Here is a 17590-nt window from a genome sequence, read left to right as displayed (position 1 = left end):
TGCGGCGCCGCTCCCGGGAACCAGCCCCCGGACCCCCGCTCCTCAAACGCCGGACGGGCTGGATGGGCCTGGCGTGAGCCCGCACGTGGACGCCGGGGGCCGGAAGATCCAGCCCCGCCAGGGGGCACCGCCCAGCGGTAGCTGGGGGAGTTTGAGCCCCAGGGGCCCTTCAGCCCGTCCGGCGTTTGAGGACCGGGTCCGGGCAGAGCCCGGGGAACGGGCGAAGGGCGGGTAGGGCACTCCGCCCCGCAGGGCCCACCACGCGCGCCCGCGCCCGGCGGACGGGGCGGCTCCGCCCGGCGGCGATGCTTGGCCCCACTCCCGGCGTGTGGGGTGGCCCCGCGGCCGGCGGACGGGGCGGCTCCGCCCAGTGGCCCCCCCGGCGCCGCGCAGCGAGCAGGCGGGTCCGAGGGCTACGCCGAGCGGAGGGTCTTGAGGGCCCGGGCGGCGATCTCCCGCCCGATCGGCAGCGAAGCGGTGGCCGCAGGCGACGGCGCGTTCAGCACGTGCACCGCCCGCTCCCCCTCCCGGATCAGGAAGTCGTCCACCAGCGTCCCGTCCCGCAGCACCGCCTGCGCCCGGACCCCGGCAGCCGCGGGCACCAGGTCCTGCGCAGACACCGCCGGCAGCAGCCGCCGTACCGCCTCGACGAACGCCCCCTTCGACAGGGACCGCCGCACCTCGCCCGCCCCGTACCGCCAGTGCCGCGCGGCCATCCGCCAGGAGCCCGGCCAGGCCAGTTCGTCCGCGAGGTCCCGCGGCCGGACCACGCCCCACCCGTACCCCTCGCGCGCCAGCGCCGGCACGGCGTTCGGCCCGACGTGGACCCCGCCGCCGATGCCCCGCGTCAGGTGCACGCCGAGGAAGGGGAACGCCGGGTCCGGCACCGGATAGACCAGCCCGCGCACCAGACCGGGCCGGGCCAGGTCGTAGTACTCGCCCCGGAACGGCAGGATCCGCATCCCCGGGTCGTCCCCGGCCAGCCGCGCGATCCGGTCGCACTGGAGCCCCGCGCAGTTCACCAGCACCCGGGAGCGCACCACCAGGCCGGTGCTCGTGCGCACCGCGACCCCGGACGCGCGCCGCGAGATCAGCTCCACCGCCCCGCCGTAGACGATCTCCGCCCCGGAGGACTCCGCCAGCTGCCGCGCGACCAGCCCGTAGTCCACGATCCCGGTGGTCCCCACGTGGATCGCCGCGAGACCGCGCACCTCCGGCTCGTACTCCGAGATCTGCGTCGGCCCGAGCTCGCGCACCGGAATGCCGTTCTCCCGGCCCCGCTGGACGAGCGCGTGCAGCCGCGGCAGCTCGTCGCGCCCGGTGGCGACGATGAGCTTGCCCGTGACCTCGTGCGGAATGCCGTGCTCCGCGCAGAACTTGACCATCTCGGCCGCACCGCGCACCGCGAAGCGCGCCTTGAGCGAGCCCGGCTTGTAGTAGATGCCGCTGTGGATCACGCCGCTGTTGCGGCCCGTCTGGTGCCGCGCCGGGCCGGCCTCCTTCTCCAGGACGACCACCCGGGTCCCCGGAGCCAGCCCGGCCAGGGCATGCGCCGTCGACAGGCCGACGATTCCCCCGCCGATCACCAGCACGTCGCAGTCCACCCTGCCCATGCTGCTTACGCCGCCCACACTGACACCTCCCACCCCTGCATAGTGCACCCCGCCACTGACAACGAGGCCACGCGGGGCCTATGCCGGGGTCACCAGCAGAGGCCTCGCCCGCTCGCGCAGTTCGGCGACGCGCGGTTCGTCCCCGTACGGTTCCAGCCGGTGCAGGAGGTCCCGTACGTATTCGGTCGTCCGCGCCGACGAGATCCGTCCCGCGACCTCCACCGCCCGGGTCCCGGCCGCGCACGCCGCGTCGAGGTTCCCGGACTCCAGCTCGGCCACCGCGCTCACCACGAGCCGCAGCCCGTGCGATCGTACGTACTCCTCGGTCGGACGGGACAGTGCCTGTTCCGTGAAACGCCTTACCTGGCGCGGGAGTTTGAGGTCGCGGTAGCACTCGGCCGCGTCCGCCGCGAAGCGGTCGTACGAGTAGAAGCCCAGCCAGGTCGGATCCGCGTCGCCGTCCCGGGACCGCTCCAGCCAGCCCTCGGAGGCCCGCAGCGCCGCCCCGGCCGCCACCGAATCGCCCGCCTTCGCGTGGGCCCGGGCCTCGACCAGGCGGAAGAAGCTCATGGTGCGGGCGGTGGCCAGGCCCCGGTTGCGCTCCACCGCGGCCTGCGCGAGGTCCACGCCCTCGTCCGGGAAGTCCCGGTACGTCGCCTGCAGCGACATCGACGCCAGCACGTACCCGCCGAGCGGTACGTCGGCGGCGGCGCGGGCCAGGCGCAGCGCCTGGATGTAGTAGCGCTGGGCCGCTTCCTGCTGCCCGGTGTCGAAGGCCATCCACCCGGCCAGCCGGGTCAGTTCGGCGGTCGCGCCGAAGAGCGCACGGCCCACCTCGTCGGTGTAGGAGCCGAGCAGCAGCGGCGCCGCGTCCACCCGCAGGCACTCCGGCACCATCGAGGAACGCCAGTCGCCGCCCCCGTACTTGGAGTCCCAGCGGCGGGCGTCCTCGGCGGCCTCGCGCAGCTTGGTCACATCGCTGTGGCCCACGCGCTGCGGGCCGGCGTCGGGCGCGGCGGGAGCGGGCGTTTCGCCCGGAGGCTGGGCGGGCACACCCCCGACGAGGGTGCCGGGCGGCGCCGGAAGGCCTTCTGGCGGGGCCGCGCCCGGTACCGGTTCACGTGATCCCGGGGTCGCGTGGGACGGCGCTCCACGGCGCGGGCCCGGCCCGCCGCCGCTCTTGGGCTGCCCCGGCCCATGTCCCTGCCCCTGCCCGTGTCCCTGTCCCGGCTCGCGGGCCACGGAGCTGTCGGCGGGAGATATCAGCCAGCGCGAGGCCGGCGTCGCGTACGCCGACACGGAGAAGGAGCCGGCGAGCGACTGCCAGATCCCGCCACCACCGCGCCGCCCGGCGAGGTCGAGCCGGTACAGGTCGGTGGCCGAGCGGACGGCGGCGCCCACGTCGCGCGGGAAGGCCAGGCCCACCTCGGGCGCCGGATCCGCGTCCGCGAGGCCGATCTCGTGCAGCGGCACGGGCCGGCCGAGCTTCGCGCCGATGGCGGCCGCGATCAGGTGCGGGGCGGCGCCCTGCGGCACCATCCCCTTCGACACCCACCGGGCCACCGAGGTCTTGTCGTACCGAAGCGTCAGGCCGCGCTGCGCACCGAGGTCGTTGACCCGGCGGGCCAGCCCGGCGTTGCTGATGCCCGCGAGGGCGAGGACGGCGCCGAGCTTCTCATTGGGCTCGCGGAGCTCCCTGGACATGCGCCACCCCTCGTCACACGCGGAACGCATACGCCGCCGGGGCATAGGCGCCCGGCATTTCGTAAACCCAGCGTAGTTCCCCGCCTCCCAAGCGTTAAGGCCCCCTGTTCCGTATGGCGGGATTGTTGTCCGTATGCACAGTCGGGCAGGGGCCCGCGGCCGGGGCGCACGTGTCAGCGCGTGCTCCGCCCGTGTGGCCGTGCGCCCGCCCGTGCGCTCTGGCCGCTCCGGGGGCCCGGCGATTCGATGTGCGGTGCGTGGGTCGGCCCGCTGCGTGGATCCGGCGGGCCGGGGGATGCCGCTGCCTCAATCCCCGCGGGTGGCGGAACGGTCCGGGGGGCGGATCCCGCCTCCCGGGCCGCGCACCGCCGGGCGGGCCCTCAGTACGGCCGAAGAATGGCCGAAACCGACCTATGGGGCGGTCGGAACGGAACGCCAAATACCGCATGGTCGGGGCGTGTTCGTTTGTACGTGCGCCCCCCATAACCACTCTCGCACGCCTGTCTCGTGGCAGCATGGACCCCGAGCCACCCGGGGTCCCGCCGGTCGCGCCCAGAGCGCTGACCGTGCCGTTCGTGCCCCGGTCATGTGCCCACAGGCTGTGGAGGCGGCGGTGCGCTGGTTGGTGGGTTGGAGCAGTATCGCCGCGAGCTTCGGCACGGCCGGACGGGTCGCGGGCCAGAACGCCGCGCACGCCTCCCACCAGGGCGCATACGCCTCGGGCAACGGCCGGGAGTACGGCAACGGCCATGGCAACGGCAACAGCTCCGGATACGACTCCGGATACGGCTCCGGCCACGGCGCGGGCCCCGACGCGTGGGGAGACGGCCCGGTCCGCGGCGGACTCGCCGACGCCGCCCACCCCGACGACCCGGGCGCCGCCGAAGCCGACCGCACCGTCGTCCCCGTGGGCGCCCAGCTCCTGTGGGGCGACCCCGACCCGCTCTGGGCCGTCGGCGACTGGCGCCCGGACGAGATCCGCACCCTCACCGCCGACCCCGCCGACCCCTTCACCCGGCTCACCGTCCTCGGCTGCTGCGGCGCCACCGACGAGGAACTGCGCCGGGCCCTCTACGCCGCCCGCGGCGGCGCGCTGCGCCACCTCACCCAGTGGCCCGGCAGCTACACCGCCGTCGTCCAGGCCGGCCGCCGCATCACCGTGGTCGGCGACCTCGCGGGTGCCCGGCCCGTCTTCTACACGCCCTGGGCGAGCGGCACCGCGTACGCCACCGCCGCCCTCCCGCTCGCCGACCTGATCGAGGCGCAGCTCGACATCGGCCATCTCGCCGCCCTGCTGGCCTGCCCCGACAGCCCGGAGGCGCTGGGCGACGGCACACCGTACGTCGGCGTACGCCGCATCCCGCCCGGCCACGCGCTGATCCTGCGCGAGGGCTCGCGGGAGATCACCGGGTACGAGCCGGTGGCCTCCCTCGCGGTGGCCGCCCCCGTGGCCGACCCCGAGCGCGCGGTGGAGGGCGTACGGGAAGCTTTGGTCGACGCGGTGCGCGCCCGGCTCACGGCTCCCCGGCATGCCCCCGACACGCTGCCCTACGACCCCGGACCCGTCCCCGGGATGGGCCCCGCCGACCGGCGCGCGGCCCGCGGCGCCCCCGCACCCGTCGCCGGAGTCGGCGCCGACCTCTCCGGAGGCAGCGCCTCCGCGACCCTCGCCCTGCTGGCCGCCGGACTCCCCGGGGCGCCGGGCGCGCTCCTCGGACGCACCGGCGAACGCCTCCTCGCGGTCACCTTCAACGACCTCGCCACCCCCGAGGGCCGCGAGGGCGAACTGGAACGCGCCCACGCCATCGCCGCCAACCCCCGGCTGCACCACGTGGTCGTGGCCGGCGCCGCGGAAGCCCTCCCCTACGCGGACCTCGACGGACCCCTCACCGACGAACCGGGCCCCTCCCTCATCTCCGCAGCCCGTGAGCGGCGCCGCCTGTCGGCCGGCTCGGCGGACCACTTCACCGGCCACGGCGCCCGCCAGGTCCTCGACGCCCACCCCGCCCGGCTCGCCGACCTCCTGCTCGACCGGCGCCGGCGCCACCTGCTGCGCCCGGTCGCCGCCCTGGCCCGCTCCTCCCCCGGCGACTCCCTCCTGGTCCCCCTCACCGTCTACTCGGCCGCCCGCCGCCTGGCCCGTACGCCGTACCGCGCGGGCATGGAGGCGGCGGCGGCCCGGCTGCGCGAAGGCTCCCTGGCCGCGGGACCCTCCTCCCCGGTGGACGCCTCGCTCGCGGCCCTGACCTGGTCCCGGCCGGGACCGGCGGCGGCCTGGCTGACGGGCGAAGCCCTGGCCGAGGTATCGATCCGCCTCACCACTGCCGCGGGCCGCCCGCCCCTCTCCCTGCGCCCGGGGGAGGCCCGGGCCCGCGCCGTCCTGGCCCGCCACGCCGCCGACCACCGGGTCTTCGAGCAGGCCGTGGAGGTCCGCAGCCAGCGCCTGCACGCCCCGTTCCTGGACAACCAGGTCGTACGGGCCGCCCGCGCGCTGCCCGAGTCCCTGCGCGTCCAGCCCGGCGCACGGGCGGCGATCCTGCGCAGCGTCCTGTCCTCGGCCGGCGTCCGCGAACTGCCCCCGGGGTGGGGCGCCTCGGCCCACGCCCCGAACGAGTCGGCAACCCGCCTGGGCCTGCGCGCGGCCCTCCCCGACCTCCTCGCGCTCTTCTCCGCCCCCCTCCTGGCGGACGCGGGCCTGATCGAAGCCCGCGTCGTCCGCCAGGCCCTCGCCCAGGCCGCGGACGGCCACCCGGTCCCGCTGGACGGCCTCGCCGAACTCGTCTCGATGGAACTGTGGCTGGGCCGCCTCCTGGCCCGCCGCGGCACCTGCTGGACCGGCACCTCCACCCTCCGCCGCCGAGCCGTCCCCACAGGAGTCCCCCTCCGCCGCCCGGCCCTGTCCTGAGCAGGCCCACTCCGAGCGGGCCCCACCCCGGGTAGCCGGGCTTGCTTTGAGCCGGGCTTGCTCTGAGCCGGGCTTGCTTTGAGCCGGCCTCGCTCTGAGCTGGGCTTGCTTTGATCCGGGCTTGCTTTGAGCGGCCCTTGGCCTGAGCGGCCCTTGGCCTGAGCGGCCCTTGGCCTGAGCCGGGCCTGGCCCTGAGCCGGGCCTGGCCCTGAGCCGGGCCTGGCCCTGAGCCGGGCCTGGCCCTGAGCTAGGCCTTGTCCTGACGCGGGCGCTGCTGACCCGAGCCTCGTCTTGCCCTGGCTCCCGGCTGCGCTGCTCGACTCCCTGGTTTCCCGTCCGTCCTGGGCCCTGCGGCCCTGCGGCCCTGCGGCCCCGGGGCTCCCGGAGCCCCGGCTTCCGAGGCCGTGCTGCTGGGGGATCCACCCTGGGTTCTCCGTCCCTCCCCCCCGGGGATTGCTGACGCGCCTGAGCCCCAGGCGCCGGGGTCCCCCCCCGAGCCCGGCTGAGGGTGTTCGGCCCAGCGGGGCGGGTTCCGCTCTGTCCCTTCCCCCAGACTCCGTCCGGGGAGACCCCCCGCTTCCCCAGGCTCTGCCCGGACCCGTCGGCTCCGGGCGGGACTTCGGCCCGAAGCCGACGAGCTCCCGCCAACGTTGCGGCCGCCCCCAGCCCCGCTGACCTCCGAGGCGTCGGCCACCGGGCCGCAGGTGGTGGCGTTGCAGCACCGCGACCGGGCCCCGTCGGTGCTCGAGAAGCCCGGGACCTTGGGGCGGTAAGCCCCACGCCCCGGCGGAGCCACCCCGCACCCGGCAGAATTGCCCCCGTGCTGTACCGAATCCTCGGCATCACCGAGGCCCGCGACGAGACCGACACTCCCCTCCCCATCGGCGGCCCCCGCCTCCGCGCGCTGCTCACCGCCCTCGCCCTGCGCGCCGACACCCGCACCCCCGTCACCGTCGCCACCCTCGTCGACGAGGTCTGGGGCGACCACCCGCCCCTGGACGCCCCCGCCGCCCTCCAGGCCCTCGTGGCCCGCCTGCGCCGCGCCCTCGGCGGCCGGGACACCGTCCACGCCGACGTTGCCGGCGGCTACCGCCTCGCCGTCGGCTCCGGGGAGGACGTCGACCTCCACCGCTTCACCCGGCTCGCCGGCCAGGGCGCCCGCGAGCTGGCCTCCGGCCAGGACCTCGCCGCCGCCGCGACCCTCCGCGCAGCCCTCGGCCTCTGGCGCGGCCCGGCCTTCGCCGATCTCCCGGAACCGGCCCGTACCGCTCACGCGGCCGTCGTCGAAGCCCGCCGTACCATCGCGCTCCGCGACCGCGTCGAGGCCGACCTGCGCTCCGGTGCCACGGACCCGGCAGCGCTCCTGCCCGAGCTCGAGGCGCTGATCCACGAGCGCCCGTACGACGAACCCCTGCGGGCCCAGCAGCTTCGAGCCCTCCGCGCGGCCGGCCGCCACGCCGAGGCCCTCGCCGCGTACGACCGCATCCGCCGCACCCTCGCCGACGGCCTCGGCGCGGACCCCGGCCCCGAACTCGCAGCCCTGCACACCGAACTCCTCCACCCCCCACACCCCCCGTCTCCGGCCAAGACCCCAACTGCCCCCCGAAGCCGGGCCCTGTCCCCGACACAACCCCCGGCGGAAGGCCAGGCCCCCGCCCCGACCCAGGCCCCCGCCCCGACCCAGGCCCCCGCCCCGACCCCACCTCCGGCCGCGACCCCACCTCCGGCCGCGACCCCGACTCCGGCTCCGGCTCCGGGCCTGGCTCCGGCTCCGGGCCTGGCTCCGGCTCCGGGCCTGGCTCCGTCCCCGAGCCCGTCCCCGAGCCCGTCCCCGAGCCTGGCTTCGGCCCCCGATCTAGCCCCGGCCCTGGCCTCGGAGCCAGACCCGACTCCGGCCCCTTCCTCTGCCCTGGCCTCCGCTTCGGCGTCGGCTCCTGCCCCGGCATCGTCCCTGGGTCCGTGCCCGGCTCCGGGCTCGGCCCCGGCCCCCTCCTCAGCTCCGGGCCTGGCTCCGGCCTCGGCTCCGGTGTTGTCTCAGGCTCCGAGCGTGGACCCCGCCCGGGCTCCGGCCTCGGCTCCGGCCCCGGCGTCGGCCCCGGCCCCGGCCCCCGCCCCGGCCCCCGCCCCAGCCCAAGCCGAAGTCCCGGCCCCGCCCAAGGGTCCGGTCCCGGCTCCGCAGGGGAACCTTCGGCCCCGGCTCACCTCCTTCGTCGGGCGGGAGCCCGAGCTCGCCTCCCTGCACGCCGATCTGGCCCGCCTGCGGCTCGTCACCCTCACCGGCCCCGGCGGTTCCGGCAAGACCCGCCTCGCCGAGCACGCCGCCGCCGGCCACGCCGAACCGGTCTGGCTCGTGGAGCTGGCCCGCCTGGACCACCCCGCCGCCGTACCCGGCGCCGTCCTCAGCGCCCTCGGCCTGCGCGAGAGCACCCTCGTGGGCCGTGAGAAGGGCCCGGCCGACGACCCCGCCGCCCTCCTCGTCGAGCACTGCGCCAACCGCCGCCTGCTCCTCGTCCTCGACAACTGCGAACACGTCATCGACGCCGCCGCCACCCTCGCCGAGCGCCTCCTCACGCACTGCCCCGGCGTACGGATCCTCGCCACCAGCCGCGAACCCCTCGGTGTCCCTGGCGAAACGCTTCGCCCCGTCGAACCGCTCCCGCCCGCCCCCGCGCACCGCCTCTTCGGCGAGCGGGGTTCCGCCGCCCGCCCCGGTTTCACCCCCGCCGACGACCCGGCCGCCGTCGCCGAGATCTGCGCCCGCCTGGACGGTCTGCCGCTCGCCATCGAGCTGGCCGCCGCCCGGCTGAGGCTGCTCACCCCGCGCCAGATCGCCGACCGCCTCGACGACCGCTTCCGGCTCCTGACCAGCGGTTCCCGCACGCTCCTGCCCCGCCAGCAGACCCTGCGCGCCGTGGTCGACTGGTCCTGGGACCTCCTCTCGGAGCCCGAACGCACCGTGCTGCGCCGCCTGTCCGTCTTCGCCGGCGGCTGCGACCTCGAAGCCGCCGAAGCGGTCTGCGCCGACGGGGAATACCTCGAGGTCGCCGAGGTCGCCGACCTCCTCGGCTCCCTCGTGGACAAGTCCCTCGTCCTGGCCGACCCGGCCGGCCCGGCCGGCATGCGCTACCGCCTGCTCGAAACCATCCACGAGTACGCCGCCGAACGCGCCACGGAAGCCACCGAACACACCGACCTCACCGCCACCACCCACCGCCACGCCGCCCACTTCACCGCCCTCGCCGAAGAGGCCGAGCCCCACCTCCGCTCAGCCGCCCAGCTCTCCTGGATCCGCCGGATCGAGACCGAGCTCGACAACCTCCGCGCCGCCCTCCACACCGCGGTCGCCCGCCGCGACAGCGACACCGCCCGCCGCCTCGTCCTCGCCCTCGGCTGGTTCTGGTGGCTGCGCAACTACCGCGACGAGGGCGCCGAGTGGACCGCCCTGACCCTCTCCGTCACCCCGCCCGACCCGCCCGGGGGTTCCGTCGCGTACTGGGGCTTCATGCGCCTCCAGGTGCTCCACGTCTTCCTCCTCGCCGAGGGCCGCGCGAAGGAGGAGTTCCACACCCCGGAGTACCAGGCCCTCTCCACCCGCATCACGGAGGCCTTCCGGCACGGCGCCGCCGAGGCCGCCCGATTCCCCGGCATGCTCTGGCCGATGGCCGCCTACCTCACCGGCAACCCCCGCGCCTTCCACGCCCACCTCGACGAGACCGTCGAGAACTGCCGCCGCCACGGCGGCGACTGGGAACTGGGGGTCACCCTCATGCTCCGCACCCACGTAGCCATCGACATCACCGGCGGCCTGCCCACCGTCGACCCGGACATCGCCGAACTGCACGAGATCGCCGGCCGCGTCGGCGACCGCTGGACCCGCTCCCAGGTGGCGAGCGCGGCCGGCGAGCTCGCCCTCTCGCGCGGCCGGTACGACGAGGCCCGCACGGAGTACGAGGAGTGCCTGCGCCTCGCCCGCGAGGTGGGGGCGCACGTGGAGGCGCCCTTCGCCCTCGTCCGGATCGCGGAGACCGCCTTCTGCGCCGGGGACTTCGACACCGCCGAGCGGCTGCTGGCGCAGGCGGACCGGGAGGCGCAGGAGTACGGCGGGGTGTACGACGTGCAGGTCTACAGCCTGCTGATCTCCTCGCTGCTCGCCCTCTTCCGGGGCGACCTGGCCCGGTCCCGCGCCGAGTGCGAGCAGGCCCGTACCGAGGCGGCCAGGATCACCGTGCCCCCGCAGCTCACCGCCGGGCTAAGCAACATCGACGGCATCCTCACCGCCCGCGAGGAGGGCCCGGCGGCCGGCCTGGCCAAGATCGCGCCCGCCCTGGCCGCCGCCGTCGCCGGACAGTGCGCGGAACGGGTCCTCGCCTCCCTCGCCGAGTGCGCGGCCGTTCTGCTGGCCGGGGCCGGCCACCCCGCCGAGGCCGTACGGGTCTTCGCGGCCGCCACCGCCTGGCGCGCGGGCAACCCGCGCTCGGTCCCGGAGACGGTGGCGCTGGCGGAGTTCCCGGAGCGGACGCGCGCTGCGCTCGGCGGCCCGGAGGGCTACGCCCGCGAGGAAGCGGCGGGCGCCGTGCTCACCCCGGCCCGGGCGGCGGCACTGGTCACGGACACCACGGCCACGGCAGCAGCCACGGCCGCAGCCGCCGCCAGCTCCCTCAGCGGCAGCTGATGACGGCGTCGGCCCAGCTGGCCAGGGTCGGCAGGTGGCCCTCCCCGGCGCGCTCCACGACCAGGCGCAGCGTCTTGGGTCCCGAGAGGGGGACGGACACGCTCACCGCAGGATCCCCGTGGCCCAGGGCACGCGACTGCCACAGGCGCTGGCCGTCCGCGTACACGGAGAAGCGCACCTCGCCGTCCGTGTACATCGACAGCCCGTCCACCCCGGCCCGCGCGGAGAAGCTCACGCACTGCCGGTTGAGGGTGATCTCCACGGAGGAACGGGAGTTGACGGTGATCCCGTGCGAGAAGCGCTGGTCGCCGACCGTCAGTCCCCAGCGCTGCCACACCCAGCTGCTCCGCCAGGTCTCGATCTCGGGGCCGTCGTGGTCCCCGTAGACGGAGTGGTCCAGCGAGGACAGCCGGAACCCCTGCGGGTCCCGCGGCGGCGGTGAGGGGCGCGTCGGCCGGGGAGTCGGCGTGGGCGTGGGGGTCGGCTTCGGAGCGGGCTTCGAGCTCGGCACGGGCGAAGGCCGCTCCCGGCTCCGCGAGGGCTCCGGCACGACCGGCGCGGCGGACGGCGCCGACGGGGCCGTCGTCCCCCTCGGGGGCGGTACGGGTCCTCGCGCGGGCGGCGGCTGCACCTGCGACGGGCTCGGCTCCTGCGCGGCGGGGGCCGAAGCGCGCGGCACCGGCGCGACCGGCGCGGCCATGGTCGGTGCGGGGTTCGCCCGGGCGGGCGGGTCGGTGTCGTCACCGGCCAGCGCGAACACCACCCCGGCGGCCGCGGCGACCACGACCCCGGCGGCGATGGCGGCCTTGGCTGGCAGCCCCAGCCCCTCCGAAGCCACGGCTCCGCCGACCCCACCGGACCCGGCCCCACCAGCGGCACCCCCGACCCCCGCAGCCCCGGCCCCCGCAGCCCCGGCACCCGTCCCCGCAGCCCCGGCACCCGCGGTCGACCCGCCGACGGCGGCCGCAGCCGCCCCGGCACCGCCCGCGGCGACGGCTCCGCCGGCCACCACTCCGGCCGCCTTCGCCGCGTACCCGGCGGCGAACCACCCGATGACGGCGACCGGCAGCAGCGCGGGAATGCCCGCGTTGACGTCCTTGAGTTCCCCGGCGGCGAGCCGGCACCGGGCGCACTCCTCCAGGTGCTTGCGCAGCCCCCGCTCGGCCCGCATCCGCAGACCCCCGCGGGCATACGCCCCGAGCCGGTCGGCGTACCGGGCGCAGTCCCCGCCCGAACTCAGCGCGGTGCTCACGTGTGCCTGGAGGTAGGCCTGCTTGAGGCCTTCGCGGGCCCGGCTGGCCAGTACCGCTGTGGCGTTGGCGCTCAGCCCGAAGAGCGGGGCGATCGCGCTCGGCGAAGCCTCCTCGACGGTGGTGTGCCACAGCACGGCCTGCCACCGCTCGGGCAGGCTCCGGAAGGCCTGCATGGCGAGGGTCTGCTCGGCCTCGTGCATCGCCCGTACATCGGCGCCCAGTTCCAGCGTGTCGTCCCCGGTCAGCCCGACCGCTCCGTCGCCGGCCCCGACGGCCTGCTCCGCGAACAGCGCGAAGTCCTCGACGAGATGCTCCCGCTTGGCCGTCTTCGCCCAGGCGGCGGCCACCCGGCGCACGGTGGTCAGCAGATAGGCGCGCACCGACTGGTCCGGACCCGCCCCGCCCCGTACGGCCTGGAGGGTCCGCGCGAACACCTCGGCCGTCAGATCGTCGGCGGTGTGCCCGTCGCGGCAGCAGGTCCGGGCATAGCGGCGCACGGCATCGGCGTGCCGACGGAACAGCTGCTCGTACGCGCCGTCGTCACCCCCGCGCATCCGGGCGATCAAATCACCGTCGGACGGGGGCAGTTCACCACTCGAACCGGCGGCGTGGCGTCCGCCCGGCTCGCGCTGCGCCGGTACCTGCCGCGCGGGCAGGCTGCCCGCCCCGACCTCGGCGCCGGTGCCACCGTGCGGCTCTTCCCGCCCGTCAACGCTCATCGCGGAAGCCCCCGCAGGACACACTCGAACCGGTACACCGATCCAGCGTGTCACATGGCGGACGCGCGCCGGACCGCTCTCCACACCATCCACTCATCCGGGCAAGGTCCGGCGAATCGCCGTACCAAGCCTCACCCGTTCGAGCGAGCGGTCATGTATGAGAACAGGTTGACACCCGCCACCACGCCACCCCAGGCCGTGCCGCCCGCGAGCCCCACGGGCCCGCGAGCCGCACCGCCTGCGGCACTACGCCGTCCGGGACCGCAGCCCTTCGAGCAGGATGTCCAGCAGCCGGGCGGAAGCCGCCGCCTGCTGCGCCGCGTCCGGCAGCGCGGGCGCGGCCGTCGCTATCACCAGCAGCACATCGGCCACCGTGACATCGGTGCGGAGCTGACCGGCCTCCCGTGCACGGTCCACCAGGCGGCCGACGACCTCCAGGAGCTCACCCGCGCCCGCGTCGTCCGAGGGCTCGTCCTCCAGTCCGGTCCGCGCGGTACCGACGACCCGCAGGTCGGGCACCCCGCCGGTCGCGACGGCCTGGCGCTGGTGCGGAACCCGCGCGGCCTCCTCTTCGGCCCCGTCCTCGCCGGGGCCGCCGACCCGCAGCACCTGCGGCGGCAGCAGCCGTCCGGCGCCGGAGGCCACGGAGGTGCGCAGGAAGCACGACAGTGCCTGCCAGGGCTCCTCCTCCTGGCCGAGCGCGGTACGGGCCTGCTCGGTCAGCCGGGAGGTTTCCTCCTCGGCTATCCGCCGGACCAGGACGTCCTTGCTCGGGAACCGCCGGTAGACGGTGCCGACGCCGACCCGTGCGCGCCGTGCGACGTCCTCCATCGGAGCCCCGTAGCCGAGCTCGCCGAAGACCTCGCGGGCCGCGCGCAGTACGTGTTCGAGATTGCGCTGCGCGTCGACGCGCAGCGGCGTGGAGCGGCCCACGCCGTGCGTGGTGGCGCCGCCCGCCATCAGTCGGCCGTGGCTGTCCGTCGCGGCCGAGGCCGACGACAGAGCGGTGGCAGAAGCATGGAAATCGGAAATGTGCATATGTTTCCCCCGGTAATCATTTGTCTCCCCCCGGAGACACTCCCCGCCTTCATGTCGAGGGGGGCCACGGTCATGTGGGCCCTGGTCCTACTCTCGACGAGATACGAACATAGTTGAGCCAGAGTCAATTCAGAAGAGGCAGCCCCGGACGGACCACCGCCCGATCGGAGCATTCACCCACACTTTTCCGTTCCAAGCCCCCGGAATCACCCACTCCGCACCACTTGACCTGCGCACCTTCACCTCCATCAGCACCCCCGGACAACCCCGCCCCGCCGCCATCTCCGGTCACACAATTTGTCGGGGCTGTGGACAAACTCCCGGCCACGTTGCGTCATGGGATGGTGAAGGCTGCTAACTCCCGGGGCACGGCCCCCGGTACCCCGCCCCGCACGCGGATCCTGATCGTCGGCGGCGGCTACGTAGGCATGTACACGGCGCTCCGGCTCCAGCGAAAGCTGAGAGCCGGCGAGGCCGAGGTCACGGTGGTCACTCCCGAGCCCTACATGACGTATCAGCCCTTCCTCCCCGAAGCGGCGGCCGGCTCCATTTCCCCGCGCCACGTCGTGGTCCCGCTCCGCCGCGTCCTCTCCAAGTGCCGCATCGTCATCGGCGAAGCGAGACACATCGACCACGCGAAACGGACGGCGACCGTCTCCACCCTCGCCACCTCCGAGGAAGGCGGAATCCCCGTCGAGATCGAGTACGACGAACTCGTCCTCGCCCCCGGCTCCGTCTCCCGCACCCTCCCCATTCCGGGACTCGCCGACTACGCCATCGGGTTCAAGACCGTGGAAGAGGCCATCGGCCTGCGCAACCACGTCATCGAACAGATGGACATCGCCTCCTCCACCCGCGATCCCGGCCTGCGCGACGCCGCCCTCACCTTCGTCTTCGTCGGCGGCGGCTACGCCGGCGTCGAAGCCCTCGGCGAGCTGGAGGACATGGCGCGCTACGCCGCCCGCTACTACCACAACGTCAAACCCGAGGACATGAAGTGGGTGCTGGTCGAGGCCAGCGACCGGATCCTCCCCGAGGTCGGCCCCGAGATGGGCACCTACACGATCCGCGAACTGCGCCGCCGCGGCATCGACCTGCGCCTGGAGACCCGGCTCGAATCCTGCGAGAACCGCGTCGCCGTCCTCAGCGACGGCTCCCGCTTCCCCACCCGCACCGTCGTGTGGACCGCCGGCGTCAAACCGCACCCGATCCTCGCCGCCAGCGACCTGCCCAAGAACGACCGCGGCCGGCTCGCCTGCACCTCCTTCCTCACGGTCGAGGGCGTCGAACACGCCTGGGCCGCCGGGGACGCGGCCTCCGTCCCCGACATCACGGCCCCGGAGAAGGGGGTCGCCTGCGCGCCCAACGCCCAGCACGCCCTCCGCCAGGCCAAGGTGCTCGCCGACAACCTCGTATCGTCCCTGCGCGGCGGACTCCTCACCGAGTACGCCCACAAGTACGCCGGATCCGTCGCCTCCCTAGGCCTCCACAAGGGCGTCGCGCACGTCTACGGCCGCAAGCTCAAGGGCTACCCGGCCTGGCTCATGCACCGCGCCTACCACCTCAGCCGCGTCCCCACCCTCAACCGCAAGACGCGCGTGCTCGCCGAGTGGACGCTCTCCGGTCTCTTCAAACGCGAGATCGTCTCCCTGGGATCCCTCGAACACCCCAGAGCAGAATTCGAACTCGCCGCGGGCGGAGTCCCCAAGGACCCCCCGAAGAAGAGCGAGGGCTGATCCTGTCAGTGCCGTCCGCCACACTGGACGTGTGACCATAGGTGGGCTCACACCTGCACAGAGTGACATCAGCGTGACATCCGAGTGCCACCCGAGTGCCACCGAGTGACACAGCGACCACGAGCGACACCACGAGGCTTGAACGCAGTGAACTTCACGCGCTGGAGCGCCCGGTTTCCCGGAACGCAGCGTCGCGCCGCCGCCCGGTCCGAACACGCCGCCGCCCAGGCCAAACGGGGCGAAGGCTCGGTCCCGGCCGCCCGCGGCGCCGCCGGCCATTCGGCGACCGGGCCGGACGGCGGCCCCGCCGACCCCACGGTCCGCGGCACCGGCTCGGCCACCGCCACCACGGCCGCCACCGCCGCCGCGGACGGTCGCGGGGGCCCCGCCGCGCCCGTCCCCGCCGCGCCCGTCCCCTCCCTGGACGAGCTCTCCGTACGCGAGGTCCTCGGCCGCCTCCCGGCCCTCGTCGCCCTCGTGCACGGCCCCGAACACCGCGTCGCCTACGTCAACGACGCCTACACCTCCGGCTTCGGCGCCCGCCTCCCCGGAGCCCCCGCACACCTGGTCCTCCCCGAGCTCGGCGAGCTCGGCCTGCTCCCGCTCCTCGACCAGGTCCAGCGCAGCGGCAAGCCCCGTACCGCCAAGAACCGCACCGCGCCCGGCGGCACCAGCTCGTACACGGTCACCTGCACACCGGTCGAGTTCCCCAAGACGGAAGCGGCGAGCGACGTCGGGGTCCACACCGGGGTCCTGATCCACCTCGCCGACGTCACCGACCACGCCGAGGCCGTCGAACGGCTGCGCGCCAGCGAGCGCCGCCAGCGCGAGGCCGCCGTCACCCTCCAGCGCTCCCTGCTCCCGCAGGAGCTGGAGCAGCCCGACGACCTGCGCGTCGCCGCGACCTACCAGCCCGGCGGCACCGAGGCCGCGGTCGGCGGCGACTGGTACGACGTCATCACCCTCGGCGCGGGCCGCACCGCCCTCGTCATCGGCGACGTCATGGGCCGCGGGGTCCGCGCCGCCGCCGTCATGGGCCAGCTCCGCACCGCCGTCCGCGCGTACGCCCGCCTCGACCTCCCGCCCCACGAGGTGCTCCAGCTCCTCGACGGCCTCGCGGCCGAGATCGACGCCAGCCAGATCGCCACCTGCGTCTACGCCGTACACGACCCCAACGAGGGCCTCCTCGCGTACGCCTCCGCAGGCCACCTCCCGATCCTGGTCCGCGACGAGGACGGCACCGTCCGCCGCGCCGCCGACCCCACCGGCCCGCCGCTCGGCACCGGCGGCTGGCTCCACACCTCCGGCACCATCGCGCTGGGCCCCGGCTCCACCGCCGTCCTCTACACCGACGGCCTGGTCGAACGCCGCGGCGAGGACATCGACGAAGGCGTCGCCGCCCTGGAACGCGCCCTCTCCGGCGCCCAGGGCACCCCCGCCGTCATCTGCGACCGCCTGATGCGCGCCCTGGGGGTCGATGCCGACCACGACGACGACGTCGCCGTGATGGTCCTCCAGCAGCCCGCCCGCACCGGCGCCGACGCCGAGCTCTTCCACAACGCCGCCCTGGAGCTCCTCGGCGGCATCGAGGCCGCCCCGCGCGCCCGCGCCTTCGCCCAGGGCGTCCTCGCCTCCTGGCGCTTCCCGGTGGAGCTGTGCGACCTGGGGGTCCTGGCCGCCAGCGAGCTCGTCGCGAACTCCCTCCAGCACGGCACCCCGCCCATGCGCCTGCGACTGCGCCGCACCGACCGCCGCCTGATCATCGAGGTCACCGACGGGGACGACCACCTCCCGCGCCGGCGCCGAGCCGAACCGGCCGACGAGACCGGCCGCGGCATCTCCATCGTCGCGACGATCGCCTCGGCCTGGGGCTCCCGCCGCACCCCGGGCGGCGGCAAGGCCGTCTGGTGCGAGTTCGCCCTCCCGGACAAGGACAAGTAGTCCGGACAC

At 75.4% G+C, this 17590-nt stretch carries 8 protein-coding genes; 4 read left to right on the top strand and 4 right to left on the bottom strand.

What is annotated here, in order from left to right:
* Nucleotides 1-413 precede the first annotated feature (413 nt).
* Nucleotides 414-1613 carry an L-2-hydroxyglutarate oxidase gene (lhgO, locus tag OG904_RS13470; protein ID WP_405497987.1) on the bottom strand — a complete coding sequence of 400 codons (1200 nt, stop codon included), beginning with the start codon at nt 1611-1613 and terminating at the stop codon, nt 414-416.
* A 78-nt stretch (nt 1614-1691) separates the two neighbouring features.
* Nucleotides 1692-3317, bottom strand: a complete 1626-nt coding sequence (locus OG904_RS13465) for a sporulation protein (RefSeq protein ID WP_405490631.1) — start codon at nt 3315-3317, stop codon at nt 1692-1694.
* A gap of 613 nt (nt 3318-3930) precedes the next feature.
* Between OG904_RS13465 and OG904_RS13460 the strand changes: the two genes are divergently transcribed.
* Together OG904_RS13460 and OG904_RS13455 are read left to right on the top strand one after the other, a co-directional pair.
* Nucleotides 3931-6222, top strand: coding sequence for an asparagine synthase-related protein (locus OG904_RS13460; protein ID WP_405490629.1), 2292 nt, complete (start codon nt 3931-3933; stop codon nt 6220-6222).
* Between the two features lie 820 nt (nt 6223-7042).
* Nucleotides 7043-10894, top strand: a complete 3852-nt coding sequence (locus tag OG904_RS13455) for an AfsR/SARP family transcriptional regulator (RefSeq protein WP_405490627.1) — start codon at nt 7043-7045, stop codon at nt 10892-10894.
* Here OG904_RS13455 and OG904_RS13450 read toward each other — a convergent pair.
* Together OG904_RS13450 and OG904_RS13445 are read right to left on the bottom strand one after the other, a co-directional pair.
* Nucleotides 10881-12866, bottom strand: coding sequence for a sigma-70 family RNA polymerase sigma factor (locus tag OG904_RS13450; RefSeq protein ID WP_405490625.1), 1986 nt, complete (start codon nt 12864-12866; stop codon nt 10881-10883). The two genes, OG904_RS13455 and OG904_RS13450, sit on opposite strands and share 14 nt — an antisense overlap.
* 246 nt (nt 12867-13112) lie before the next feature.
* Nucleotides 13113-13904, bottom strand: coding sequence for a TetR/AcrR family transcriptional regulator (locus tag OG904_RS13445; RefSeq protein WP_405490623.1), 792 nt, complete (start codon nt 13902-13904; stop codon nt 13113-13115).
* Nucleotides 13905-14245: 341 nt separating this feature from the next.
* Between OG904_RS13445 and OG904_RS13440 the strand changes: the two genes are divergently transcribed.
* Together OG904_RS13440 and OG904_RS13435 are read left to right on the top strand one after the other, a co-directional pair.
* Nucleotides 14246-15640 (top strand): NAD(P)/FAD-dependent oxidoreductase, encoded by a 1395-nt coding sequence (locus tag OG904_RS13440; RefSeq protein ID WP_405490621.1) that lies wholly within the window; start codon nt 14246-14248, stop codon nt 15638-15640.
* A gap of 147 nt (nt 15641-15787) precedes the next feature.
* On the top strand, nt 15788-17581 hold the full coding sequence (locus OG904_RS13435; RefSeq protein ID WP_405497985.1) for a SpoIIE family protein phosphatase: 1794 nt from the start codon (nt 15788-15790) through the stop codon (nt 17579-17581).
* Nucleotides 17582-17590 lie beyond the last annotated feature (9 nt).

This window comes from Streptomyces sp. NBC_00096, from assembly GCF_045041305.1.
GTDB lineage: Bacteria > Actinomycetota > Actinomycetes > Streptomycetales > Streptomycetaceae > Streptomyces.
The sequence above is the reverse complement of the archived record's forward strand: the minus strand, read 5'-3'. Positions and strand labels throughout refer to the sequence as shown.